Annotated in this window: 15 protein-coding genes; all 15 read left to right on the forward strand. The window is 69.2% G+C overall.

Annotated elements, in window-relative coordinates; translation table 11 throughout:
* The first annotated feature begins 25 nt into the window (after window positions 1–25).
* On the forward strand, window positions 26–1,318 hold the full coding sequence (locus GPX89_RS11620) for a dihydroorotase (protein ID WP_157387503.1): 1,293 nt from the start codon (window positions 26–28) through the stop codon (window positions 1,316–1,318).
* Window positions 1,319–1,347: 29 nt separating this feature from the next.
* Complete coding sequence (locus GPX89_RS11625) at window positions 1,348–1,845, forward strand: PH-like domain-containing protein (RefSeq protein WP_157387504.1); 498 nt, start codon at window positions 1,348–1,350, stop codon at window positions 1,843–1,845.
* The gene (gene carA / locus GPX89_RS11630; RefSeq protein WP_157387505.1) at window positions 1,842–2,960 is read left to right on the forward strand and encodes a glutamine-hydrolyzing carbamoyl-phosphate synthase small subunit; all 1,119 of its coding nucleotides are present in this window, start codon (window positions 1,842–1,844) and stop codon (window positions 2,958–2,960) included. The genes GPX89_RS11625 and carA overlap by 4 nt, the downstream gene beginning before the upstream one ends.
* The gene (gene carB, locus GPX89_RS11635) at window positions 2,960–6,265 is read left to right on the forward strand and encodes a carbamoyl-phosphate synthase large subunit (protein WP_157387506.1); all 3,306 of its coding nucleotides are present in this window, start codon (window positions 2,960–2,962) and stop codon (window positions 6,263–6,265) included. The genes carA and carB overlap by 1 nt, the downstream gene beginning before the upstream one ends.
* 20 nt (window positions 6,266–6,285) lie before the next feature.
* Entirely contained in the window at window positions 6,286–7,110 is an 825-nt protein-coding gene (gene pyrF, locus GPX89_RS11640) for an orotidine-5'-phosphate decarboxylase (RefSeq protein WP_157388145.1), read from the forward strand.
* A 300-nt stretch (window positions 7,111–7,410) separates the two neighbouring features.
* The gene (locus tag GPX89_RS11645) at window positions 7,411–8,256 is read left to right on the forward strand and encodes a patatin-like phospholipase family protein (protein WP_157387507.1); all 846 of its coding nucleotides are present in this window, start codon (window positions 7,411–7,413) and stop codon (window positions 8,254–8,256) included.
* Window positions 8,257–8,305: 49 nt separating this feature from the next.
* A complete protein-coding gene (locus GPX89_RS11650) occupies window positions 8,306–9,157 on the forward strand; it encodes a patatin-like phospholipase family protein (RefSeq protein ID WP_157387508.1) in 852 nt (283 codons plus the stop codon).
* A gap of 178 nt (window positions 9,158–9,335) precedes the next feature.
* Window positions 9,336–9,965: a LysE family translocator gene (locus tag GPX89_RS11655; RefSeq protein WP_328601732.1), complete on the forward strand. Its 630-nt coding sequence runs from the start codon at window positions 9,336–9,338 to the stop codon at window positions 9,963–9,965.
* Between the two features lie 82 nt (window positions 9,966–10,047).
* Entirely contained in the window at window positions 10,048–10,476 is a 429-nt protein-coding gene (locus GPX89_RS11660; RefSeq protein WP_157387509.1) for a VOC family protein, read from the forward strand.
* A 590-nt stretch (window positions 10,477–11,066) separates the two neighbouring features.
* Window positions 11,067–11,390, forward strand: a complete 324-nt coding sequence (gene mihF, locus GPX89_RS11665) for an integration host factor, actinobacterial type (protein WP_033086940.1) — start codon at window positions 11,067–11,069, stop codon at window positions 11,388–11,390.
* A 7-nt stretch (window positions 11,391–11,397) separates the two neighbouring features.
* The gene (gene gmk, locus GPX89_RS11670; RefSeq protein WP_328601733.1) at window positions 11,398–11,982 is read left to right on the forward strand and encodes a guanylate kinase; all 585 of its coding nucleotides are present in this window, start codon (window positions 11,398–11,400) and stop codon (window positions 11,980–11,982) included.
* 96 nt (window positions 11,983–12,078) lie between these two features.
* Window positions 12,079–12,357, forward strand: a complete 279-nt coding sequence (gene rpoZ, locus GPX89_RS11675) for a DNA-directed RNA polymerase subunit omega (RefSeq protein ID WP_033086942.1) — start codon at window positions 12,079–12,081, stop codon at window positions 12,355–12,357.
* 7 nt (window positions 12,358–12,364) lie between these two features.
* Complete coding sequence (gene coaBC / locus GPX89_RS11680) at window positions 12,365–13,585, forward strand: bifunctional phosphopantothenoylcysteine decarboxylase/phosphopantothenate--cysteine ligase CoaBC (protein ID WP_328601734.1); 1,221 nt, start codon at window positions 12,365–12,367, stop codon at window positions 13,583–13,585.
* 198 nt (window positions 13,586–13,783) lie between these two features.
* Complete coding sequence (gene metK, locus GPX89_RS11685) at window positions 13,784–14,998, forward strand: methionine adenosyltransferase (protein WP_328601735.1); 1,215 nt, start codon at window positions 13,784–13,786, stop codon at window positions 14,996–14,998.
* 81 nt (window positions 14,999–15,079) lie between these two features.
* Window positions 15,080–17,815 (forward strand): primosomal protein N', encoded by a 2,736-nt coding sequence (locus tag GPX89_RS11695; RefSeq protein ID WP_456237924.1) that lies wholly within the window; start codon window positions 15,080–15,082, stop codon window positions 17,813–17,815.
* The last annotated feature ends 21 nt before the right edge of the window (window positions 17,816–17,836 follow it).

The following is a 17,836-nucleotide window of genomic DNA, read 5'->3' on the forward strand; positions in this document are numbered from 1 at the left end:
CCCGATCGCGCGGAGAGGAGACAGCATGAGCGTCCTGATCAAGAATGTCCGTCTGTACGGCGAGGGTGAAGCGGTCGACGTGTTGCTCGCCGATGGCGAGATCCGCGAGATCGGGGCGGGCCTGACCGCCGACGACGCCGAGATCGTCGACGGCGCGGGTCAGTTCCTGCTGCCGGGCTTCATCGACATGCACACGCACCTGCGCGAGCCGGGCCGCGAGGACACCGAGACCATCGAATCCGGTTCCGCCGCAGCCGCTCTCGGTGGTTACACGGCGGTGTTCGCCATGGCCAACACCAGCCCGGTCGCCGACAACGCGGTCATCACCGACCACGTGTGGAAGCGCGGCCAGGAGGTCGGCCTGGTCGACGTGTACCCGGTGGGTGCGGTCACCGTGGGCCTCGAGGGCAAGCAGCTCGCCGAAATGGGCACCATGGCAGCCGGTCTCGGCGCGGTGCGCATGTTCTCCGACGACGGCATGTGCGTCTACGACCCGCTGATCATGCGCCGCGCACTGGAGTACGCGAACTCCCTCGGCGTGCTGATCGCCCAGCACGCGGAGGAGCCGCGCCTGACCAAGGGCGCTGTCGCGCACGAGGGTCCGACCGCGGCCCGCCTGGGCCTGGCCGGGTGGCCGCGCGCGGCCGAGGAGTCCATCGTGGCCCGTGACGCGCTGCTGGCCCGCGATGCCGGTGCGCGCGTGCACATCTGCCACGCCTCCACCGCGGGCACCGTCGAACTGCTGAAATGGGCCAAGGCGCAAGGTATTTCGATCACCGCCGAGGTCACCCCGCATCACCTGCTGCTCGACGACTCGCGTCTCGAGACCTACGACGCGGTGAACCGGGTGAACCCGCCGCTGCGCGAAGCCTCCGACGTGGCCGCCCTGCGGCAGGCCCTGGCCGAAGGCGTCATCGACTGCGTCGCCACCGACCATGCCCCGCACGCCGATCAGGACAAGTGCTGCGAGTTCGCGGCCGCCCGTCCCGGCATGCTGGGCCTGGAGACCGCGCTGTCGATCATCGTGAAGACGATGGTCGAGCCGGGACTGCTCGACTGGCGCGGCGTCGCCAAGGTGATGAGCGAGAACCCCGCACAGATCGTTGGCCTGGACGATCAGGGCCGCCCGCTCGCGGTCGGCGAGCCCGCGAACGTGGTGCTGATCGACCCGGCCGCCGAATGGACGGTGGAGGCGAAGGAACTCGCCTCGATCGCCCGCAACACGCCCTACCAGGCGATGACGCTGCCCGCGAAGGTGACCGCCACCTTCCTGCGCGGCAAGCTCACCGCCCGGGACGGCAAGATCGTCGCCGGTTAACGGCGGGTGGGGAACCGAGGAGGACCGTAATGGAACGCACGCTGCAGGTACTGGGATTTCTGGTGCTGTTCGTGCTGTGCCTGGGGCTCATGTACTGGGCCTGGACCGGGCGAGCCAAGAAGCAGGCGGGCGCGATCGGTGAACTGCCGGCGGTTCCCGCCGACTGCGGCGCGCAGCTGCTCGAGCCCACCACGGGGCTCTACCTCGGCAGCACCCTCGCCCCCAGCTGGATTCAGCGAATCACAGTGGGCGACCTGGGTTTCCGCGCCACGGCGGAACTCACTCGATTCGAGCGCGGCATTCTGCTGGAGCGGAATGGCGCGGCGACGATCTGGATTCCCCAGGAATCCATTACCGCGGTGCGCGCCGAGCGCGGGCACGCGGGCAAAGTGATGACCGAAGACGGTGTGCTGGTGATTCGCTGGACATTGCCGACCGGGACCGAGGTGGATACCGGTTTCCGCGGCGATGACAAGGCGGTTTACCCGGCATGGACCGGCGCTACGAAGACGGGAGACGAGGCATGAGCAGCAGTGATACTGCGGTGATGGTGCTCGAGGACGGCCGCGTGTTCCGCGGGACGACCTTCGGCGCTGTCGGACAGACCCTGGGCGAGGCGGTGTTCTGCACCGCGATGACCGGGTACCAGGAGACCCTGACCGACCCCAGCTACGACCGCCAGATCGTGGTGGCCACCGCGCCCCAGATCGGCAACACCGGCTGGAACGACGAGGACGACGAGTCCTCGAAGATCTGGGTCGCGGGCTACGCCGTGCGCGACCCCGCGCGCCGCGCCTCCAACTGGCGCGCGAACCGCACCCTGCAGGCCGAGCTGGAGAACCAGAACGTCGTCGGCATCGCGGGCATCGACACCCGGGCCCTGGTGCGGCACTTGCGCACTCGCGGCTCGATGAAGGCGGGCATCTTCTCGGGCGCGGAGCTCACCGAGTACGAGGACATGCTGGCCAAGGTCAACGGCCAGGAGTCCATGCTCGGCGCGGACCTCGCCGGTGAGGTCTCCACCAAGGAGATGTACACCGTCGACCCGGTCGGCGAGCACCGCTTCACCGTGGTCGCGGTCGACCTGGGCATCAAGTCCAACACCCCGCGCATGTTCGCCCAGCGCGGCATGCGGGTGCACGTGGTCCCGTCGAACGTCACCTTCGACCAGATCAAGGAACTGAACCCCAACGGTGTGTTCCTGTCCAACGGCCCGGGCGACCCGGCCACCCAGGACGCCATGGTGGCCCTGACCCAGCAGGTGCTGGGCGAGGACATTCCGCTGTTCGGCATCTGCTTCGGCAACCAGATCCTGGGCCGCGCCTTCGGGCGCAACACCTACAAGATGAAGTTCGGCCACCGCGGCATCAATGTGCCGGTCGTCGAACACCATTCGGGGCGCATCTCGATCACCGCGCAGAACCACGGCTTCGCCCTGGAGGGCGAGCGCGGCGAGGTCTTCGACACCCCGTTCGGCAAGGCCGAGGTCAGCCACGTGTGCGCCAACGACGGAGTCGTCGAGGGCGTGCAGCTGGTGAGCGGCCGCGCCTTCTCCGTGCAGTACCACCCCGAGGCCGCGGCCGGTCCCCACGACGCCGCCTACCTCTTCGATCGTTTCGCCATGCTGATGGAAGGTGCCTGATGCCACGCCGTACCGACCTCAACCACATCCTGGTGATCGGCTCGGGTCCGATCGTCATCGGCCAGGCTTGCGAGTTCGACTACTCGGGAACCCAGGCGTGTCGCGTCCTGCGGTCCGAGGGCCTGCGCGTGTCGCTGGTGAACTCCAACCCGGCGACCATCATGACCGACCCCGAGTTCGCGGACTCGACCTATGTCGAGCCGATCACCTGGGAATTCGTCGAGAAGGTCATCGCCAAGGAGCGCCCCGACGCCATCCTCGCCACCCTGGGCGGGCAGACCGCGCTCAATTGCGCTGTCGCCCTGCACGAGAACGGCATCCTGGAGAAGTACAACGTCGAGCTGATCGGCGCGGACTTCGAGGCCATCCAGCGTGGTGAGGACCGCCAGAAGTTCAAGGACATCGTCGCCAAGGTCGGCGGCGAATCCGCCCGCTCCAAGGTCTGCTACACCATGGCCGAGGTCCGCGAAACCGTTGCCGAACTGGGCTTCCCGGTCGTCGTGCGCCCCTCGTTCACCATGGGTGGCCTGGGCTCGGGCATGGCCTACAACGACGAGGACCTCGACCGCATCGCCGGCGGCGGCCTGGCCGCCTCGCCCACCGCGAACGTCCTCATCGAGGAATCCATCCTGGGCTGGAAGGAATTCGAGCTCGAGCTCATGCGTGACGGCAAGGACAATGTCGTCATCGTCTGCTCGATCGAGAACGTGGACCCGATGGGCGTGCACACCGGTGACTCGGTCACCGTCGCCCCGGCCATGACCCTCACCGACCGCGAATACCAGAAGATGCGCGATCTGGGCATCGCCATCCTGCGCGAGGTCGGCGTCGACACCGGCGGCTGCAACATCCAGTTCGCGGTGGACCCGCGCGACGGCCGCCTGATCGTCATCGAGATGAACCCGCGCGTCTCGCGTTCGTCCGCCTTGGCTTCCAAGGCAACGGGTTTCCCGATCGCCAAGATCGCCGCCAAGCTGGCCATCGGCTACACCCTCGACGAGATCCTCAACGACATCACCGGCGAGACCCCGGCCTGCTTCGAGCCGACCCTCGACTACGTGGTCGTGAAGGCTCCCCGCTTCGCGTTCGAGAAGTTCCCGGGTGCGGACCCGACGCTGACCACCACCATGAAGTCGGTCGGCGAGGCGATGTCGATGGGCCGCAACTTCTCCGAGGCGCTGGGCAAGGTGCTGCGCTCGCTCGAGACCAAGGCCGCGGGCTTCTGGACCCAGCCCGACGGCGACTGGACCGACGTGCAGGCCATCCTCGACGACCTGAAGGTCCCGACCGAGGGCCGCATCTACCAGGTGGAGCGCGCGCTGCGCCTGGGCGCGAGCATCGAGGACGTCGCCGCCGCTTCGGGTATCGATCCCTGGTTCGTCGCCGAGGTCGCCGGACTGGTGGAGCTGCGCCAGGAGATCCTGGACGCCCCCGTGCTGGACGAGGCGCTGCTGCGCAACGCCAAGCACTACGGCCTGTCCGATCGCCAGATCGCCGCGCTGCGACCGGAACTCGCCGGTGAGGGCGGAGTGCGCGAGCTGCGCCACCGCCTGGGCATCCGCCCGGTGTTCAAGACCGTCGACACCTGCGCCGCCGAGTTCGAGGCCAAGACCCCGTACCACTACTCGGCCTACGAGCTGGATCCCGCCGCGGAATCCGAAGTGGCGCCGCAGAAGGAACGCGAGAAGGTCATCATCCTGGGCTCGGGCCCGAACCGCATCGGCCAGGGCATCGAGTTCGACTACTCCTGTGTGCACGCCGCACAGACGTTGTCGGAGGCTGGGTTCGAGACCATCATGGTCAACTGCAACCCCGAGACCGTGTCGACCGACTACGACACCGCCGACCGCCTCTACTTCGAGCCGCTCACCTTCGAGGACGTGCTCGAGGTGTACCACGCCGAAACCGAGTCCGGCACCGTCGCGGGCGTCATCTGCCAGCTCGGCGGCCAGACCCCGCTGGGTCTCGCGCAACGCCTGACCGACGCGGGCGTGCCCGTGGTCGGCACCTCGGCGGCGGCCATCGACCTGGCCGAGGACCGTGGCGAGTTCGGCGATGTGCTTGTGGCGGCGGGTCTTCCGGCCCCCAAGTACGGCACCGCCACCACGTTCCCGCAGGCCAAGAAGATCGCCAACGAGATCGGCTACCCGGTGCTGGTGCGCCCGTCCTACGTGCTGGGCGGCCGCGGCATGGAGATCGTCTACGACGAGCAGTCCCTCGAGGACTACATCTCCCGCGCCACCGAGATCACCCCGGACCACCCGGTGCTGGTCGACCGGTTCCTGGAGGACGCCATCGAGATCGACGTCGACGCCCTGTGCGACGGCGAAGAGGTCTACCTGGGCGGCGTCATGGAGCACATCGAGGAAGCCGGTATCCACTCCGGTGACTCGGCGTGCGCCCTGCCCCCGATCACCCTGGGTCGCAGCGATATCGAAGCCGTGCGCCGCTCCACCGCCGCCCTGGCCAAGGGCATCGGCGTGAAGGGCCTGCTCAACGTGCAGTACGCGCTCAAGGACGACGTGCTCTACGTCCTCGAGGCCAACCCGCGCGCCAGCCGCACCGTGCCGTTCGTCTCCAAGGCCACCGCGGTGCCGCTCGCCAAGGCCGCGGCGCGAATCGCGTTGGGCGCCACCATCGCCGAGCTGCGCAAGGAAGGGCTGCTCCCGGCCGAGGGCGACGGCGGCTACGCGCCGATCGACGCGCCGGTCGCGGTCAAGGAAGCCGTCCTGCCCTTCCACCGCTTCCGCCGCCCCGACGGCAGCGGCATCGATTCGCTGCTCTCCCCGGAGATGAAGTCCACCGGCGAGGTCATGGGCATCGACGCCGACTTCGGCACCGCCTTCGCCAAGTCGCAGTCCGCCGCCTACGGTTCGCTGCCGACCGAGGGCACCGCCTTCGTCTCCATCGCCAACCGCGACAAGCGGGCCATGGTGTTCCCGGTCAAGCGCCTGCACGACCTGGGCTTCCGCATCCTCGCCACCGAGGGCACCGCGGAAATGCTGCGCCGCAACGGCATCCCGTGCGATCGGGTGCGCAAGCACTCCGACGACGCCACCGACCAGGCCAGCATCGTGGACATGATCAAGGACGGCGACGTCGACATCGTGTTCAACACCCCGTACGGCAACAACGGTCCCCGCGTGGACGGCTACGAGATCCGCACCGCCGCGGTGGGCGCGAACATCCCGTGCATCACCACCGTGCAGGGCGCGGCCGCGGCCGTGCAGGGCATCGAGGCCACCATTCGCGGCGGCATCGGCGTCCGGTCCCTGCAGGAACTGCACGCGGTGCTGCGCGGATGACCGCCCCCGGCGGGGCGCGAATGACCACCTTCGGTGTGCGGCTGCGGGACTCGATGCGCGAGCACGGCCCGCTGTGCGTCGGCATCGACCCGCATCCGCCGCTGCTGCGGGCCTGGGGCCTGAGCGAGGACGCGTCGGGCGTGGCGAAGTTCGCCGACGCCTGCGTGCGCGCCTTCGCGGGCCGGGTGGCGCTGGTCAAACCGCAGGTCGCGTTCTTCGAGACCTACGGTTCGGCCGGAATCCTGGTGCTGGAGGAGACGATCGCCGCGCTGCGCGAGGCGGGCACCCTGGTGCTGGCCGACGCCAAGCGCGGCGACATCGGCTCCACCATGGACGCCTACGCCCACGCCTGGCTCGGCAACGGACCCCTGGGCACCGACGCGGTCACGGTCTCCCCGTACCTCGGATTCGGCTCCCTCACACCGGCTCTGGACCTGGCCAAGGCCAATGACCGCGGCGTGTTCGTGCTGGCCGCCACCTCCAACCCGGAGGCGGTGGAACTGCAGAACATCACCGGCCCCGACGGCCGCACCATCGCCCAGCGCATGGTCGACAACGCGGCCGCCGCCAACGCCGGAGCCGAATTCGGTTCCGTCGGCGTGGTCATCGGCGCGACCCTGGACTCGGCCCCGGACCTGAGCAAGCTCAATGGCCCGATCCTCATGCCGGGCGTCGGCGCACAGGGCGGGGGAGCGGACTCCATCCGCAACCTGGTCCCCGCGAGCGACCTCGGCGCGGTGCTGCCGAACGTCTCCCGCGAGGTCCTCAAGGCCGGCCCCACGGTCTCCGCGCTGAAGGACAAGGTCGCCGAACTGGCCGCCGAATTCGCCTTCCTGCAAGGCTGATTTCCGTCACAGCGAACGCCTCGGGGCATCGGATCGGATCCGGTGCCCCGAGCCATTTCGGGACGCAGCCCTCGGACAAGAGATCCGACTCATCGAATCGCACATCCTGGAGGAGGCTGTCCGATTTCCCTTCCATGATGTGCGACTCGATGAATGGGGTGCGACAATTCCGGCCGACCAAGTAGTGAGGGGGCCGGAAACCGAGCTCGCGCACCCGAACCTGGCCACTGCTCGCTTGATCGAGGCCGTTCCCCAACCGGAGCGGGCTGGAACGTGCCGCCGGACGACTACAGTGGCGGCATGTCCAGCCCTGTGTCGCCCAATGGATTTCGCACTGCGCTCGTGCTCGGTGGCGGCGGTGCCGTCGGCATACTCTGGATGACCGGGCTAGCGGTCGGACTGCGCGAGTTGGGGATCGACCTGTCGCGGGCCGATCGATTCGTCGGCACCTCCGCCGGTGCGGTGGTCGCCGCCAACCTGGCCAACGAGGTCGACCTGGTGGCCCTGGTCGCGGCGCTGCCCACGGCCGATCCGGCCGCGCCGCCGGTCGACGGGTCGGGGCTGCAGCAGATCATCGCCACCGTGATGGCGGAGGGATCGAGCCTCACCGAGAGTCGCCGCCGCATCGGGGAGCTCGCGCTCGAGCGGAACGTCGGCGATCCCGCCGAGCACGTGGCACGGATGTCGCGCCAGCTCGGGTCCATCGGGTGGCCCGAGCGCGATCTCGTGATCACCTCGACCGACATCACCACCGGCGGCCTGCAGACCTGGTTCCCGGACGGAAAGGCCAGTCTCGGCGAGGCCGTCGCCGCGAGCACCGCGGTCCCGGGCATCTTCCCGCCCATCCCCATCGACGGCCGGTACTACATCGACGGCGGCATGATCTCGCCCATCAACGCCGGCCTCGCGGCGGGTGCGGAGCTGATCGTCGTGCTCGAGCCGCTGGCGGGGATGTTCCCGCACGCGCCGTCGGACAGCGAATTGGGCGAAGCCACGGTGATATTCGTGGCGCCCGACGACGAGGCGAGGGCGATCATCGGTCCCGATGTCTTCGACCGCGCCGCGCTGCGGCCCGCCTATGACGCCGGATGGCGCCAGGCCGTGCAGGTCGCCCCGCAGCTGCGCGAGATCTGGCCGGTCGCCTGAGTCGGAGGAATCCTCTCCGCTTCGCCGTTGTCGCGGATACAGTGGCAGCATGTCTGCCGCGGTGCCGCCCAATGGAATTCGTCACGCGCTCGTGCTCGGAGGGGGCGGCGCGGTCGGCCTGAGCTGGATGGCGGGTGTCGTCATCGGCCTGCGCGAGAACGGAGTCGATCCGGCCCGCGCCGAGCGGATCGTCGGGACCTCCGCCGGAGCCGTCGTCGGCGCGGCGCTGGCCGCCGAGGTCGACCTGAGCCTGCTGCTGCGGCGGCCCGCCACCGATACCGCCGACCTGCCGCCGATCGAGTTCGACCCCAACAGCTTCGGGGAGATCTTCGGGCTGCTGTCCACGCCCGGGCTGGATCCGGCCGAGGCCCGCCGACGGGCCGGGGCCCGGGCGCTCGAGCTGAACGTCGGCGATCCGGCCGCGCACATCGCCCGCATCGGCGCCTTCGTCGGCCACGCCGAATGGCCGCAACGCGATCTTCGGATCACGGCCATCGACCTCACCACCGGCGAACTCCAGGTCTGGACCCCCGATGGCAAGGCCACCCTGCCGGAAGCGCTGGCGTCGAGCACCTCGGTCCCGGGCGTCTTCCCGCCCATCCCGATCGAGGGCACCTACTACTTCGACGGCGGCATGCGCTCACCCATCAACGCCGACCTGGCCGCCGGGGCCGAACGCATGCTGATCATCGAACCCCTGGCCCACCTGTTCCCGCACAGCCCCTCCGACCGTGACCTCGGCGGCGCGGCAACGACTTTCATCGTCCCCGACGCCGGAGCCATCGCCGCCTACGGCCCCGATCTCTTCGCTGTCGCCGCTCTCGAACCCGCCTACGAGGCCGGTCTGCGGCAGGGCGCGGAGGCGGCCCCGGAGGTCAAGGACATCTGGCCGTCCGCCTGAGCTGTTGGCCGTCGGCTCGGAACCCGGTTGGTGGGCGCATGAATGGGCCTGAGCGTGCGGAACGGCAGTCGAGGTGTGCGAAACCTGCCATCGGACAGCGGTTTGTGCACGAACAGGCCCATTTCGCCGGCGAGCTGATCTCGGCACCAGCATTTGCCGGTCCGCGTAGGGTGGTCGGGTGCTGTCGCTCACCGAAATTCTCACCCTGGCCGGGGTGATCATCCTCGGCTCCATGTCGCCCGGCCCGGATTTCCTGATCGTGCTGCGGAATTCGGTGGTCTCGGGCCGCTACGCCGGAGTCGCCAGTGCGCTCGGCATCGCGGCCGGGGTGTTCGTCTGGGCGCTGGTCACCGCGATCGGTGTGGCCGGACTGCTGGCGGCCTCGGCCGAGGCGTACCTGGTGGTGAAGCTCATCGGCGCGATCTACCTGGCGTTCATCGGAATTCGCGCCCTGCTCGCCGCACGGCGCGGCGACTACCGGCCCGATCCGGACGCGGCCGCCAATCGTCGCAGCGGGTTCGTGGCGTTCCGGCAGGGCCTGTTCACCAACCTGCTGAATCCCAAGTGCGCGGTGTTTTTCATCGCCTTGGTGCCGCAGTTCCTGCCCGCGCATCCGTCCGTGTTCGGCACCCTGGAACTGGCGGCGGTGTGCACGGTCGCCAACCTGCTCTGGTTCGTCACCCTGGCCTTCGGTGTGGGGGCGCTGCGCCACGTGTTCACCCGCCGCCGGGTGCGCCGCGTGCTCGATGCCGCGATGGGCACCTTCATGGTCGGCCTGGGCCTGCGAATCGCCATGGAAAGCAGCTGATTCCACGTCGGAGCACCTGATCCGCCCCTTCCGCCGGGCACTACGCTGAACCGGACCGCTCGGTAGAAAGGTGGGATTTCTCATGTCCGACGCCGCCCTCGGCCTCGTCTCCTACGGCCAGACCCGCGTCCTGGTGGACGATTTCGCGCCCAGCTATCGCTTCTATCGCGATGTGCTCGGCCTGCCGCTCAAACACGAAACCCCCGGCGACGTCCCGGAATCCGACGACGGCCCCTACGCCTGCTTCAGCCTCGACGGCCGCGATCTGGCGCTGTTCACCCGCGCGTACCAGGACGCGGCCATCGGCGCCGAGCACCGCCCGCGTGACGGCGTCGACGGTGTCGTCGTGGTGCTGCGCGTCGCCGATGTCGACAAGGCCGTCGAGGTCGTGCGCGAGCGCGGCGCGCAGATCGTCGCCGAGCCCGTGGATCAGCCCGCGTGGGGCATGCGCGTCGCGCATCTGCGCGCCCCGGAGGGCACCCTGATCGAGTTCTGTCAGTACGACGACTGACCGCTCGTGTTCGCTCACCGCGAACGGATCGAACGCTTGTCCTGATTGCTTGTCTGGCAGCCGCCGCCCCTGCGTCGGTGAAACGTGTCGCGGGGCGGAGGTTTAAGCCGCGAGCGTGTCCGTCAGCCGCCCGAAACAGGCCGTCCCGTCGGCGATCCGGGGACGTCACAACCTTGCCTACCTGCGGCTGAACCATGCCGGAATTGTGTGTTTCATTACCGCCTCGACCGCCCTCGGTGATGCGCGACACGCGGTACCGATTCGAACGACACGCCGAGAAATCCAAGAAAAATCCAGGTCGCGAGATTACAGCTCGGTCACGGTTTCATCCGGGGCCAGTCCGGGCCTTCACACCCCCTGTCAAGTTTCCGAAAAAGCCCAGGCTGCAAGGATATTCGAGGCCGCCCCGAACCCGGCGCCGCAAGCGTTCCAAGACCATCCGCGAGGCCGCCCGTCCGCCCCGGTCGCGCGCCGAATCACGCGCTGACCTGGGGGGTGGGTTCGCAATCGGCAAGCGTCGTGGGTACGGTCGCTGAGACCACCGGGTTACCGGAGGTAGATCAAGCAATGAACGATGAGACGGAGGAACCGTGGCCCTTCCCCAGCTGACTGACGAGCAGCGCGCCGCTGCTTTGGAGAAGGCGGCTGCCGCTCGCCGCGCTCGGGCGGAGCTCAAGGAGCGCTTGAAGCGTGGTGGCACCGATCTGAAGACGGTCCTTGCGGACGCCGAGAAGGACGAAGTCCTCGGCAAGATGAAGGTTTCGGCGCTGCTCGAGGCCCTGCCGAAGGTTGGCAAGGTCAAGGCGGCCGAGATCATGAGCGAGCTCGAGATCGCTCCCACCCGCCGCCTGCGCGGACTGGGCGACCGGCAGCGTAAGGCGCTGCTGGCCCGGTTCGACTTCAGCGCCGAATAATCCGAGGGTGGTCGAACACACTCGGAAGGGTCGACTGGTAGTCCTGGTCGGCCCCTCGGCCGTCGGTAAGTCCACCGTCGTGCGCTGCGTGCGCGAACGACTGCCCGAATTGGTATTCAGTGTGTCGGCCACCACCCGGGCTCCGCGGCCCGGGGAGGTCGACGGCCAGGACTACCGATTCGTGACCCGAGAGAAGTTCGACGCCATGATCGAGGCGGGCGAACTACTCGAATGGGCCGACATCCATGGTGGACTGCAGCGGTCGGGCACCCCGGCCGCACCCGTGCGGGAAGCGCTCGCCACAGGACATCACGTCCTGATCGAGGTCGACCTCGAGGGCGCGCGCTCGATCCGCAAGACCATGCCGGAAGCCCTGCTGGTCTTCCTGGCCCCACCCAGCTGGGACGAGCTGGTGTCCCGGCTCACGAGTCGAGGGACGGAATCGCCCGAGGTCATCGAGCGTCGACTGCAGACCGCTCGCACCGAATTGGCCGCGTGTGACGAGTTCGACATCGTCATCGTGAACGACCACGTGACCAGCGCCTGTGAGCACTTGGTATCGTTGTTCGTTAGCACAAATTCGGGGTCCTAGACCGCGAAACGGCCGACCCGCTTCCTGTCTCGATCGATCAGACAGGCCGAAGGGTCGGCGTCCCCCTTTCCGAACAACCCCGCAGGAGCCTTCCTAGTGAGTACGGACATCAAGACCGTTCCCGCCTACGACACTCCGGTCGGCCTCACCAACCCGCCGATCGACGAACTGCTGGAGCGGACTTCGTCCAAGTACGCGCTGGTCATCTACGCGGCCAAGCGCGCCCGGCAGATCAACGATTACTACAACCAGCTCGGCGACGGCATCCTCGAATACGTCGGTCCGCTGGTCGAGCCGGGTCTGCAGGAGAAGCCGCTGTCGGTGGCCATGCGCGAGATCCACGCCGACCTGCTCGAGCACTCCGAAGGCGAGTAAAACCGCGGTGACCCGAGTCGTCGTCGGAGTCGGCGGCGGTATCGCTGCCTACAAGAGCTGCAACCTCGTGCGCCGGTTCACCGAGACCGGGCACGAGGTTCGTGTCATTCCCACCGAGTCGGCGCTGAACTTCGTCGGCAAGGCCACCTTCGAGGCGCTCTCCGGGCACCCCGTGCACACCGGCGTCTTCGCCGACGTGCCGGAGGTGCCGCACGTGCGTCTCGGCCAGGAGGCCGATCTGGTCGTCATCGCCCCCGCGACCGCGGACCTCATGGCCCGCGCCGCGCAGGGCCGCGCCGACGATCTGCTGACCGCGACGCTGCTGACCGCGCGCTGTCCGATCCTGTTCGCCCCGGCCATGCACACCGAGATGTGGGAGCACCCGGCCACCCGCGCGAACGTGGCGACGCTGCGCGCGCACGGCGCCGTGGTCATGGAACCCGCGTCGGGCCGGCTGACCGGAACCGACACCGGACCGGGCCGCCTGCCCGAGCCGGAGGAGATCTTCGGACTGGCCCGGCTGCTGCTCGAACGAGCCGACGCGCTGCCCCGCGACCTCGAGGGCCGCCGCATCGTCGTGTCCGCGGGCGGTACCCGCGAACTGCTGGATCCCGTTCGCTTCCTTGGCAATCGGAGCTCCGGCAAGCAGGGCTACGCACTCGCGCGCCTGGCCGCCCAGCGTGGCGCGCAGGTGACGCTGATCGCGGGCAATACCATCGGTCTGGACGCCCCGTCGGCTGTCGAGGTGGAGCACGTGACCACCGCCGAACAGCTCAAGGTGGCGGTCGACAAGCATGCGCTCGGCGCGGACGCGGTCATCATGGCCGCCGCGGTGGCGGACTTCCGTCCCGTGAACGTGGCGACCGCTAAGATCAAAAAGGGTGCGGGAGAACCGGATTCGATCGCGCTCACCAAGACACCGGATATCCTGGCCGGGTTGGTGCAATCGCGCCGCGACGGCCACCTACCGGGCACCGCGATCGTCGGCTTCGCCGCCGAGACCGGGGACGAGCACGCCGACGTGCTCACCCACGCCCGGGCCAAACTGGCCCGCAAGGGCTGCGACCTGCTGGTCGTGAATGCCGTCGGGGAGGGGAAGGCCTTCGAGGTCGACACCAACGACGGCTGGTTGCTCGGCGCCGACGGCACCGAGATCGCCTTGGACCACGGGTCCAAGGCCCTACTGGCTAGCCGGGTGCTGGACGCGCTCGGCCCCTTGCTCCGCTGAAGCCTCGGCACCGCAGGGTTCGGACGGTTCGCGGTCACTTGACCGCAACTGTCTGAGTCACAATGTGCTCGTCACGGTGGCGGCTCGCCCCTGTGACGAACATATTGGAATAACCTGAGACAAAGGGTTGTGCGATGCGGCGGAGACGCTACTGTCGCCACCCGATACGAGAAACCCGTTGAGGGAGAGGGAACAACTGTGCGCACGTCTGGCAGCCGCCTATTCACCAGTGAGTCGGTGACCGAAGGTCACCCCGACAAAATCTGTGATGCCATCAGCGATTCCATCCTCGACGCGTTGCTCGCGGCCGATCCGCGCAGCCGGGTCGCGGTGGAGACCCTGGTGACCACCGGTCAGGTGCACGTGGCCGGTGAGGTCACCACCTCGGCCTACGCCGACATCCCGACCATCGTTCGCGAGAAGGTCCTGGAGATCGGATACGACTCCTCCGCAAAGGGTTTCGACGGCGCCTCCTGTGGCGTCAACGTCGCCATCGGCGCGCAGTCGCCGGATATCGCCCAGGGCGTGGACACCTCGCACGAGGCCCGCGTCGGCGGCGAGGACGATGACATCGCGCGTCAGGGCGCGGGCGACCAGGGCCTGATGTTCGGCTACGCCACCGTCGAGACCCCCGAGCTCATGCCGCTGCCGATCTCGCTGGCGCACAAGCTGTCCCGGCGGCTGACCGAGGTCCGCAAGTCCGGCGTGCTGCCGTACCTGCGTCCCGACGGCAAGACCCAGGTCACCATCGAATACGACGGCTCGATCCCCAAGCGCCTCGACACCGTGGTCATCTCGACCCAGCACGCGGCCGACATCGACCTCGACAACCTGCTCACCCCGGACATCCGCGAGAAGGTCGTCGACTCGGTGCTGGCCGAGCTGCAGCTGCCGAACCCGTTGGACACCTCCAACGTTCGCCTGCTGGTCAACCCGACCGGCAAGTTCGTGCTCGGTGGCCCGATGGGTGACGCGGGCCTGACCGGCCGCAAGATCATCGTCGACACCTACGGCGGCATGGCCCGCCACGGCGGCGGCGCCTTCTCCGGCAAGGACCCGTCGAAGGTCGACCGCTCGGCCGCCTACGCCATGCGCTGGGTCGCCAAGAACGTCGTCGCCGCTGGCCTGGCCGAGCGCGTCGAGGTCCAGGTCGCCTACGCCATCGGCAAGGCCGCCCCCGTCGGCCTGTTCGTGGAGACCTTCGGCACCGAGCGGATCGACCCGCTCAAGATCTCCGACGCCATCGGTGAGGTCTTCGACCTGCGGCCCGGCGCGATCATCCGCGACCTGGACCTGCTGCGCCCGATCTACGCGCCGACCGCCGCCTACGGCCACTTCGGCCGCACGGACGTCGATCTGCCCTGGGAGCGCACCGACCGCGCGGAGAAGCTGCGCGCGGCCGCCGGGCTGTAATTGACCGGCACCCACCACAACTCGACGGGAGCGTCGGGCACGGAAAACCCTTCCGAGCCCGACGCTCCCGCCGTCGTTGGCATGGCAGGCTCCGGCGCTGTGGGCGCAACCCACCCCGCCGCCGTCATGACCCACCCCATCGCCCGGGTCCTTCCCCTGCTCGAACCCGCCCACCTGGACCGCGATTTCGACTACCTTGTCCCGCCCGAGCTGGACGAACTCGCCCAGCCCGGCGTCCGGGTCCGAGTCCGCTTCTCCGGCCGCCTCATCGACGGCTACCTCCTCGAACGCCTCGAAAAGTCCGACCACACCGGCAAACTCGTCCGCCTGGAACGAGTCGTCTCCGGGGAGCGCGTCCTCACCCCCGAAATCCTGAAACTCGTCGCCGCGGTAGCCTCCCGGTACGCAGGCACCCGCGCCGACGTCCTGCGCCTGGCAATCCCGCCGCGCCACGCCAAGGTCGAATCGGAGGACCTCGACAAGCCCGCCAAGCCGGTCAAGACCAAGCGCGCCGCCAAGAAGGCCACCCCGGATCCTGCCGCCGCCGACCCGGCCGAGTCGTCGTCCACGCCGGGATCGGCCGAAGGCGCTGCCGCGCGCATCGATCCGCACACCGACCATCCCGACCCGACCCGGGCACCCGCCGAGGCCGTGGAGGCACCGACTGAGAACGCGGAAGCCGAGAACCTGCCGACGGCGGACGCGCTCCCCGGGGCCGCAACCCTGCGCGCCGAAGCTGAGGACCTGACCGCAGACGACGACGTCCCGCCGCCGGACGCGACCCGCGATCCGGTGGATCCCGAAGCCGCGCAGCGGGGACCGGTCGGCAGCGTGATCGCTGCGGAGGTCGATCCGGTGGAGTCGGCGGAAGAGGCTGCCGCGCACCGTGACTCACGCAACGGTGAGCCGCAGGAGGCGCGGCTATCGAACGATTCCGCGAGCGGTGTTGCCGCTGAGGGGCGCGAACCGGGTGACCACAGCATCGACCGATTTTCGGCCTCCGACAGCGATAGCGCGCTCGATTGCGGGCTCTCGGCGGGGGACACTCGCACGGAGCCGAGTGTGGTGGCGAGCCGCGCCGAAACTGCTGCGGCGCAAACCGTCCACACGTCCGGCGGGGTGGAATCCACAAAGGCGGAGCGCACCGGTGCGGCGCGATCGGCGTCGTCACAGTCCATCGTGGAGGATTTTCCCGGGTGGGGGAGGTACGTGCACGGGCATTCGTTCCTGGGAGCACTCGAATCCGGGCGGGGGCCGCGGGCGGGGTGGCAGGCGTTGCCGGGGGAGGATTGGGCCAAGAGGCTGGCGGAGTTGGCCGCCGTGACCGTGCGGGGCGGGCGCGGTGCGGTGATCATGGTGCCGGATCAGCGGGATCTGGATCGGGTGCTGGCCGAATGTGTTGCGCTGGTGGGGGAGTCGGCGGTGGGGTTGGCGGCGGGGTTGGGGCCGTCGGCGCGGTATCGACGGTGGTTGTCGGTGTTGCGGGGGACGGCGCGGGTGGTGGTGGGGACTCGGAGTGCGGTGTTCTCGCCGGTGCAAGAGCTCGGGCTGATCGCTATCTGGGATGACGGGGACGATACGTTCGCCGAGCCGCGGTCGCCGTATCCGCATGCGCGGGAGGTGGCGATGTTGCGGGCGCACGAAACCGGGGCGGCGTTCGTGGCGGGCGGGTTCTCGCGGACGGCCGAAGTGCAGGCGATCGTGGAGTCGGGGTGGGCGCACGATCTGCTGGCGGATCGGAATGTGGTGCGCCACGCCATGCCTCGGATCACCGCGCCGGGGGATACCGACGCAGCGCTGGAGCGGGATCCCATCGCGCAGGCGATCCGCATTCCGGCGGTGGCCTTCGGGGAGGCGCGCAAGGCGCTCAAAGCCGGTGGGGCGGTGCTGGTTCAGGTGCCGCGGCGCGGATACATTCCGGCGCTGTCCTGCGCCAAGTGCCGGACCCCTGCCCGGTGCCGGCACTGCAACGGGCCCTTGGCGCTGCCGGACGGCTCGTCCGCGTCACGTGGCGTATTGCGCAGTGGGCGAGAAGGTGTCGCGGAGGCGCAGAGCCCGTCGTGCCGGTGGTGTGGAATCACCGAGGCCGCGTTCCGGTGTGGAGCCTGCGGATCGCGGGCCTTGCGGGCGGTCGTCATCGGCGCCGCGCGCACCGCGGAGGAGTTGGGGCGCGCGTTTCCCGGTGTGCCCGTGCGAGGTTCGGGCGGATCATCGATTCTCGACACGGTTCCCGAAGGCGCGCAGGTGGTCGTCTCGACCATCGGCGCCGAGCCCCGGGTGCCGGGCGGCTACGCGGTCGCCATGCTCCTCGACGGCTGGGCGCTCTTGGGCCGCGCCGACCTGCGGGCAGCCGAGGATGCCCTGCGGCGCTGGATGTCCGCGGCGGCGTTGGTGCGCCCCGACGGCCGGGTCATCGTCATGGCCGACGCCGGACTGCCGACAGTGCAGGCGCTGGTGCGCTGGGATCCGGTGTGGCACGCCGGTTTCGAACTCGACCAGCGCGCCGAAGTGCGGTTCCCGCCCGCCGTCCGCTTCGCCGCCATCGACGGCACGACGGACTCGATCGCCGAATTGCTCAGCGAGGCAAAGCTTCCCGACAGCGTCGAGATCCTGGGGCCGGTGCCCCTGCCGCCGGGCGCCCGAAAGCCCTTCTCCTCCGGTGATTCTCCCGCGGAGGTCGAGCGCATGATCCTGCGCGCCGACCGGGCCGCGGGCGCGGCGCTGTCCCGGGCCCTCGCCGCCGCCCAGGCGATCCGCAGCACCCACCGCTCCGATGCCCCGCTGCGCGTCCAGATCGACCCCGTCGACATCGGCTGAGCCGCGGGGTCCCCGGGCCTT

It is taken from the genome of Nocardia terrae, from assembly GCF_009760405.1.
GTDB lineage: Bacteria > Actinomycetota > Actinomycetes > Mycobacteriales > Mycobacteriaceae > Nocardia > Nocardia terrae.

Excerpts from the sequence above, each read along its gene's own strand:
- GPX89_RS11620 (WP_157387503.1), top strand. The coding sequence starts at position 26 with ATGAGCGTCCTGATCAAGAATGTCCGTCTGTACGGCGAGGGTGAAGCG.
- GPX89_RS11625 (WP_157387504.1), top strand. The coding sequence starts at position 1,348 with ATGGAACGCACGCTGCAGGTACTGGGATTTCTGGTGCTGTTCGTGCTG.
- carA (WP_157387505.1), top strand. The coding sequence starts at position 1,842 with ATGAGCAGCAGTGATACTGCGGTGATGGTGCTCGAGGACGGCCGCGTG.
- carB (WP_157387506.1), top strand. The coding sequence starts at position 2,960 with ATGCCACGCCGTACCGACCTCAACCACATCCTGGTGATCGGCTCGGGT.
- pyrF (WP_157388145.1), top strand. The coding sequence starts at position 6,286 with ATGACCACCTTCGGTGTGCGGCTGCGGGACTCGATGCGCGAGCACGGC.
- GPX89_RS11645 (WP_157387507.1), top strand. The coding sequence starts at position 7,411 with ATGTCCAGCCCTGTGTCGCCCAATGGATTTCGCACTGCGCTCGTGCTC.
- GPX89_RS11650 (WP_157387508.1), top strand. The coding sequence starts at position 8,306 with ATGTCTGCCGCGGTGCCGCCCAATGGAATTCGTCACGCGCTCGTGCTC.
- GPX89_RS11660 (WP_157387509.1), top strand. The coding sequence starts at position 10,048 with ATGTCCGACGCCGCCCTCGGCCTCGTCTCCTACGGCCAGACCCGCGTC.
- GPX89_RS11695 (WP_456237924.1), top strand. The coding sequence starts at position 15,080 with ATGGCAGGCTCCGGCGCTGTGGGCGCAACCCACCCCGCCGCCGTCATG.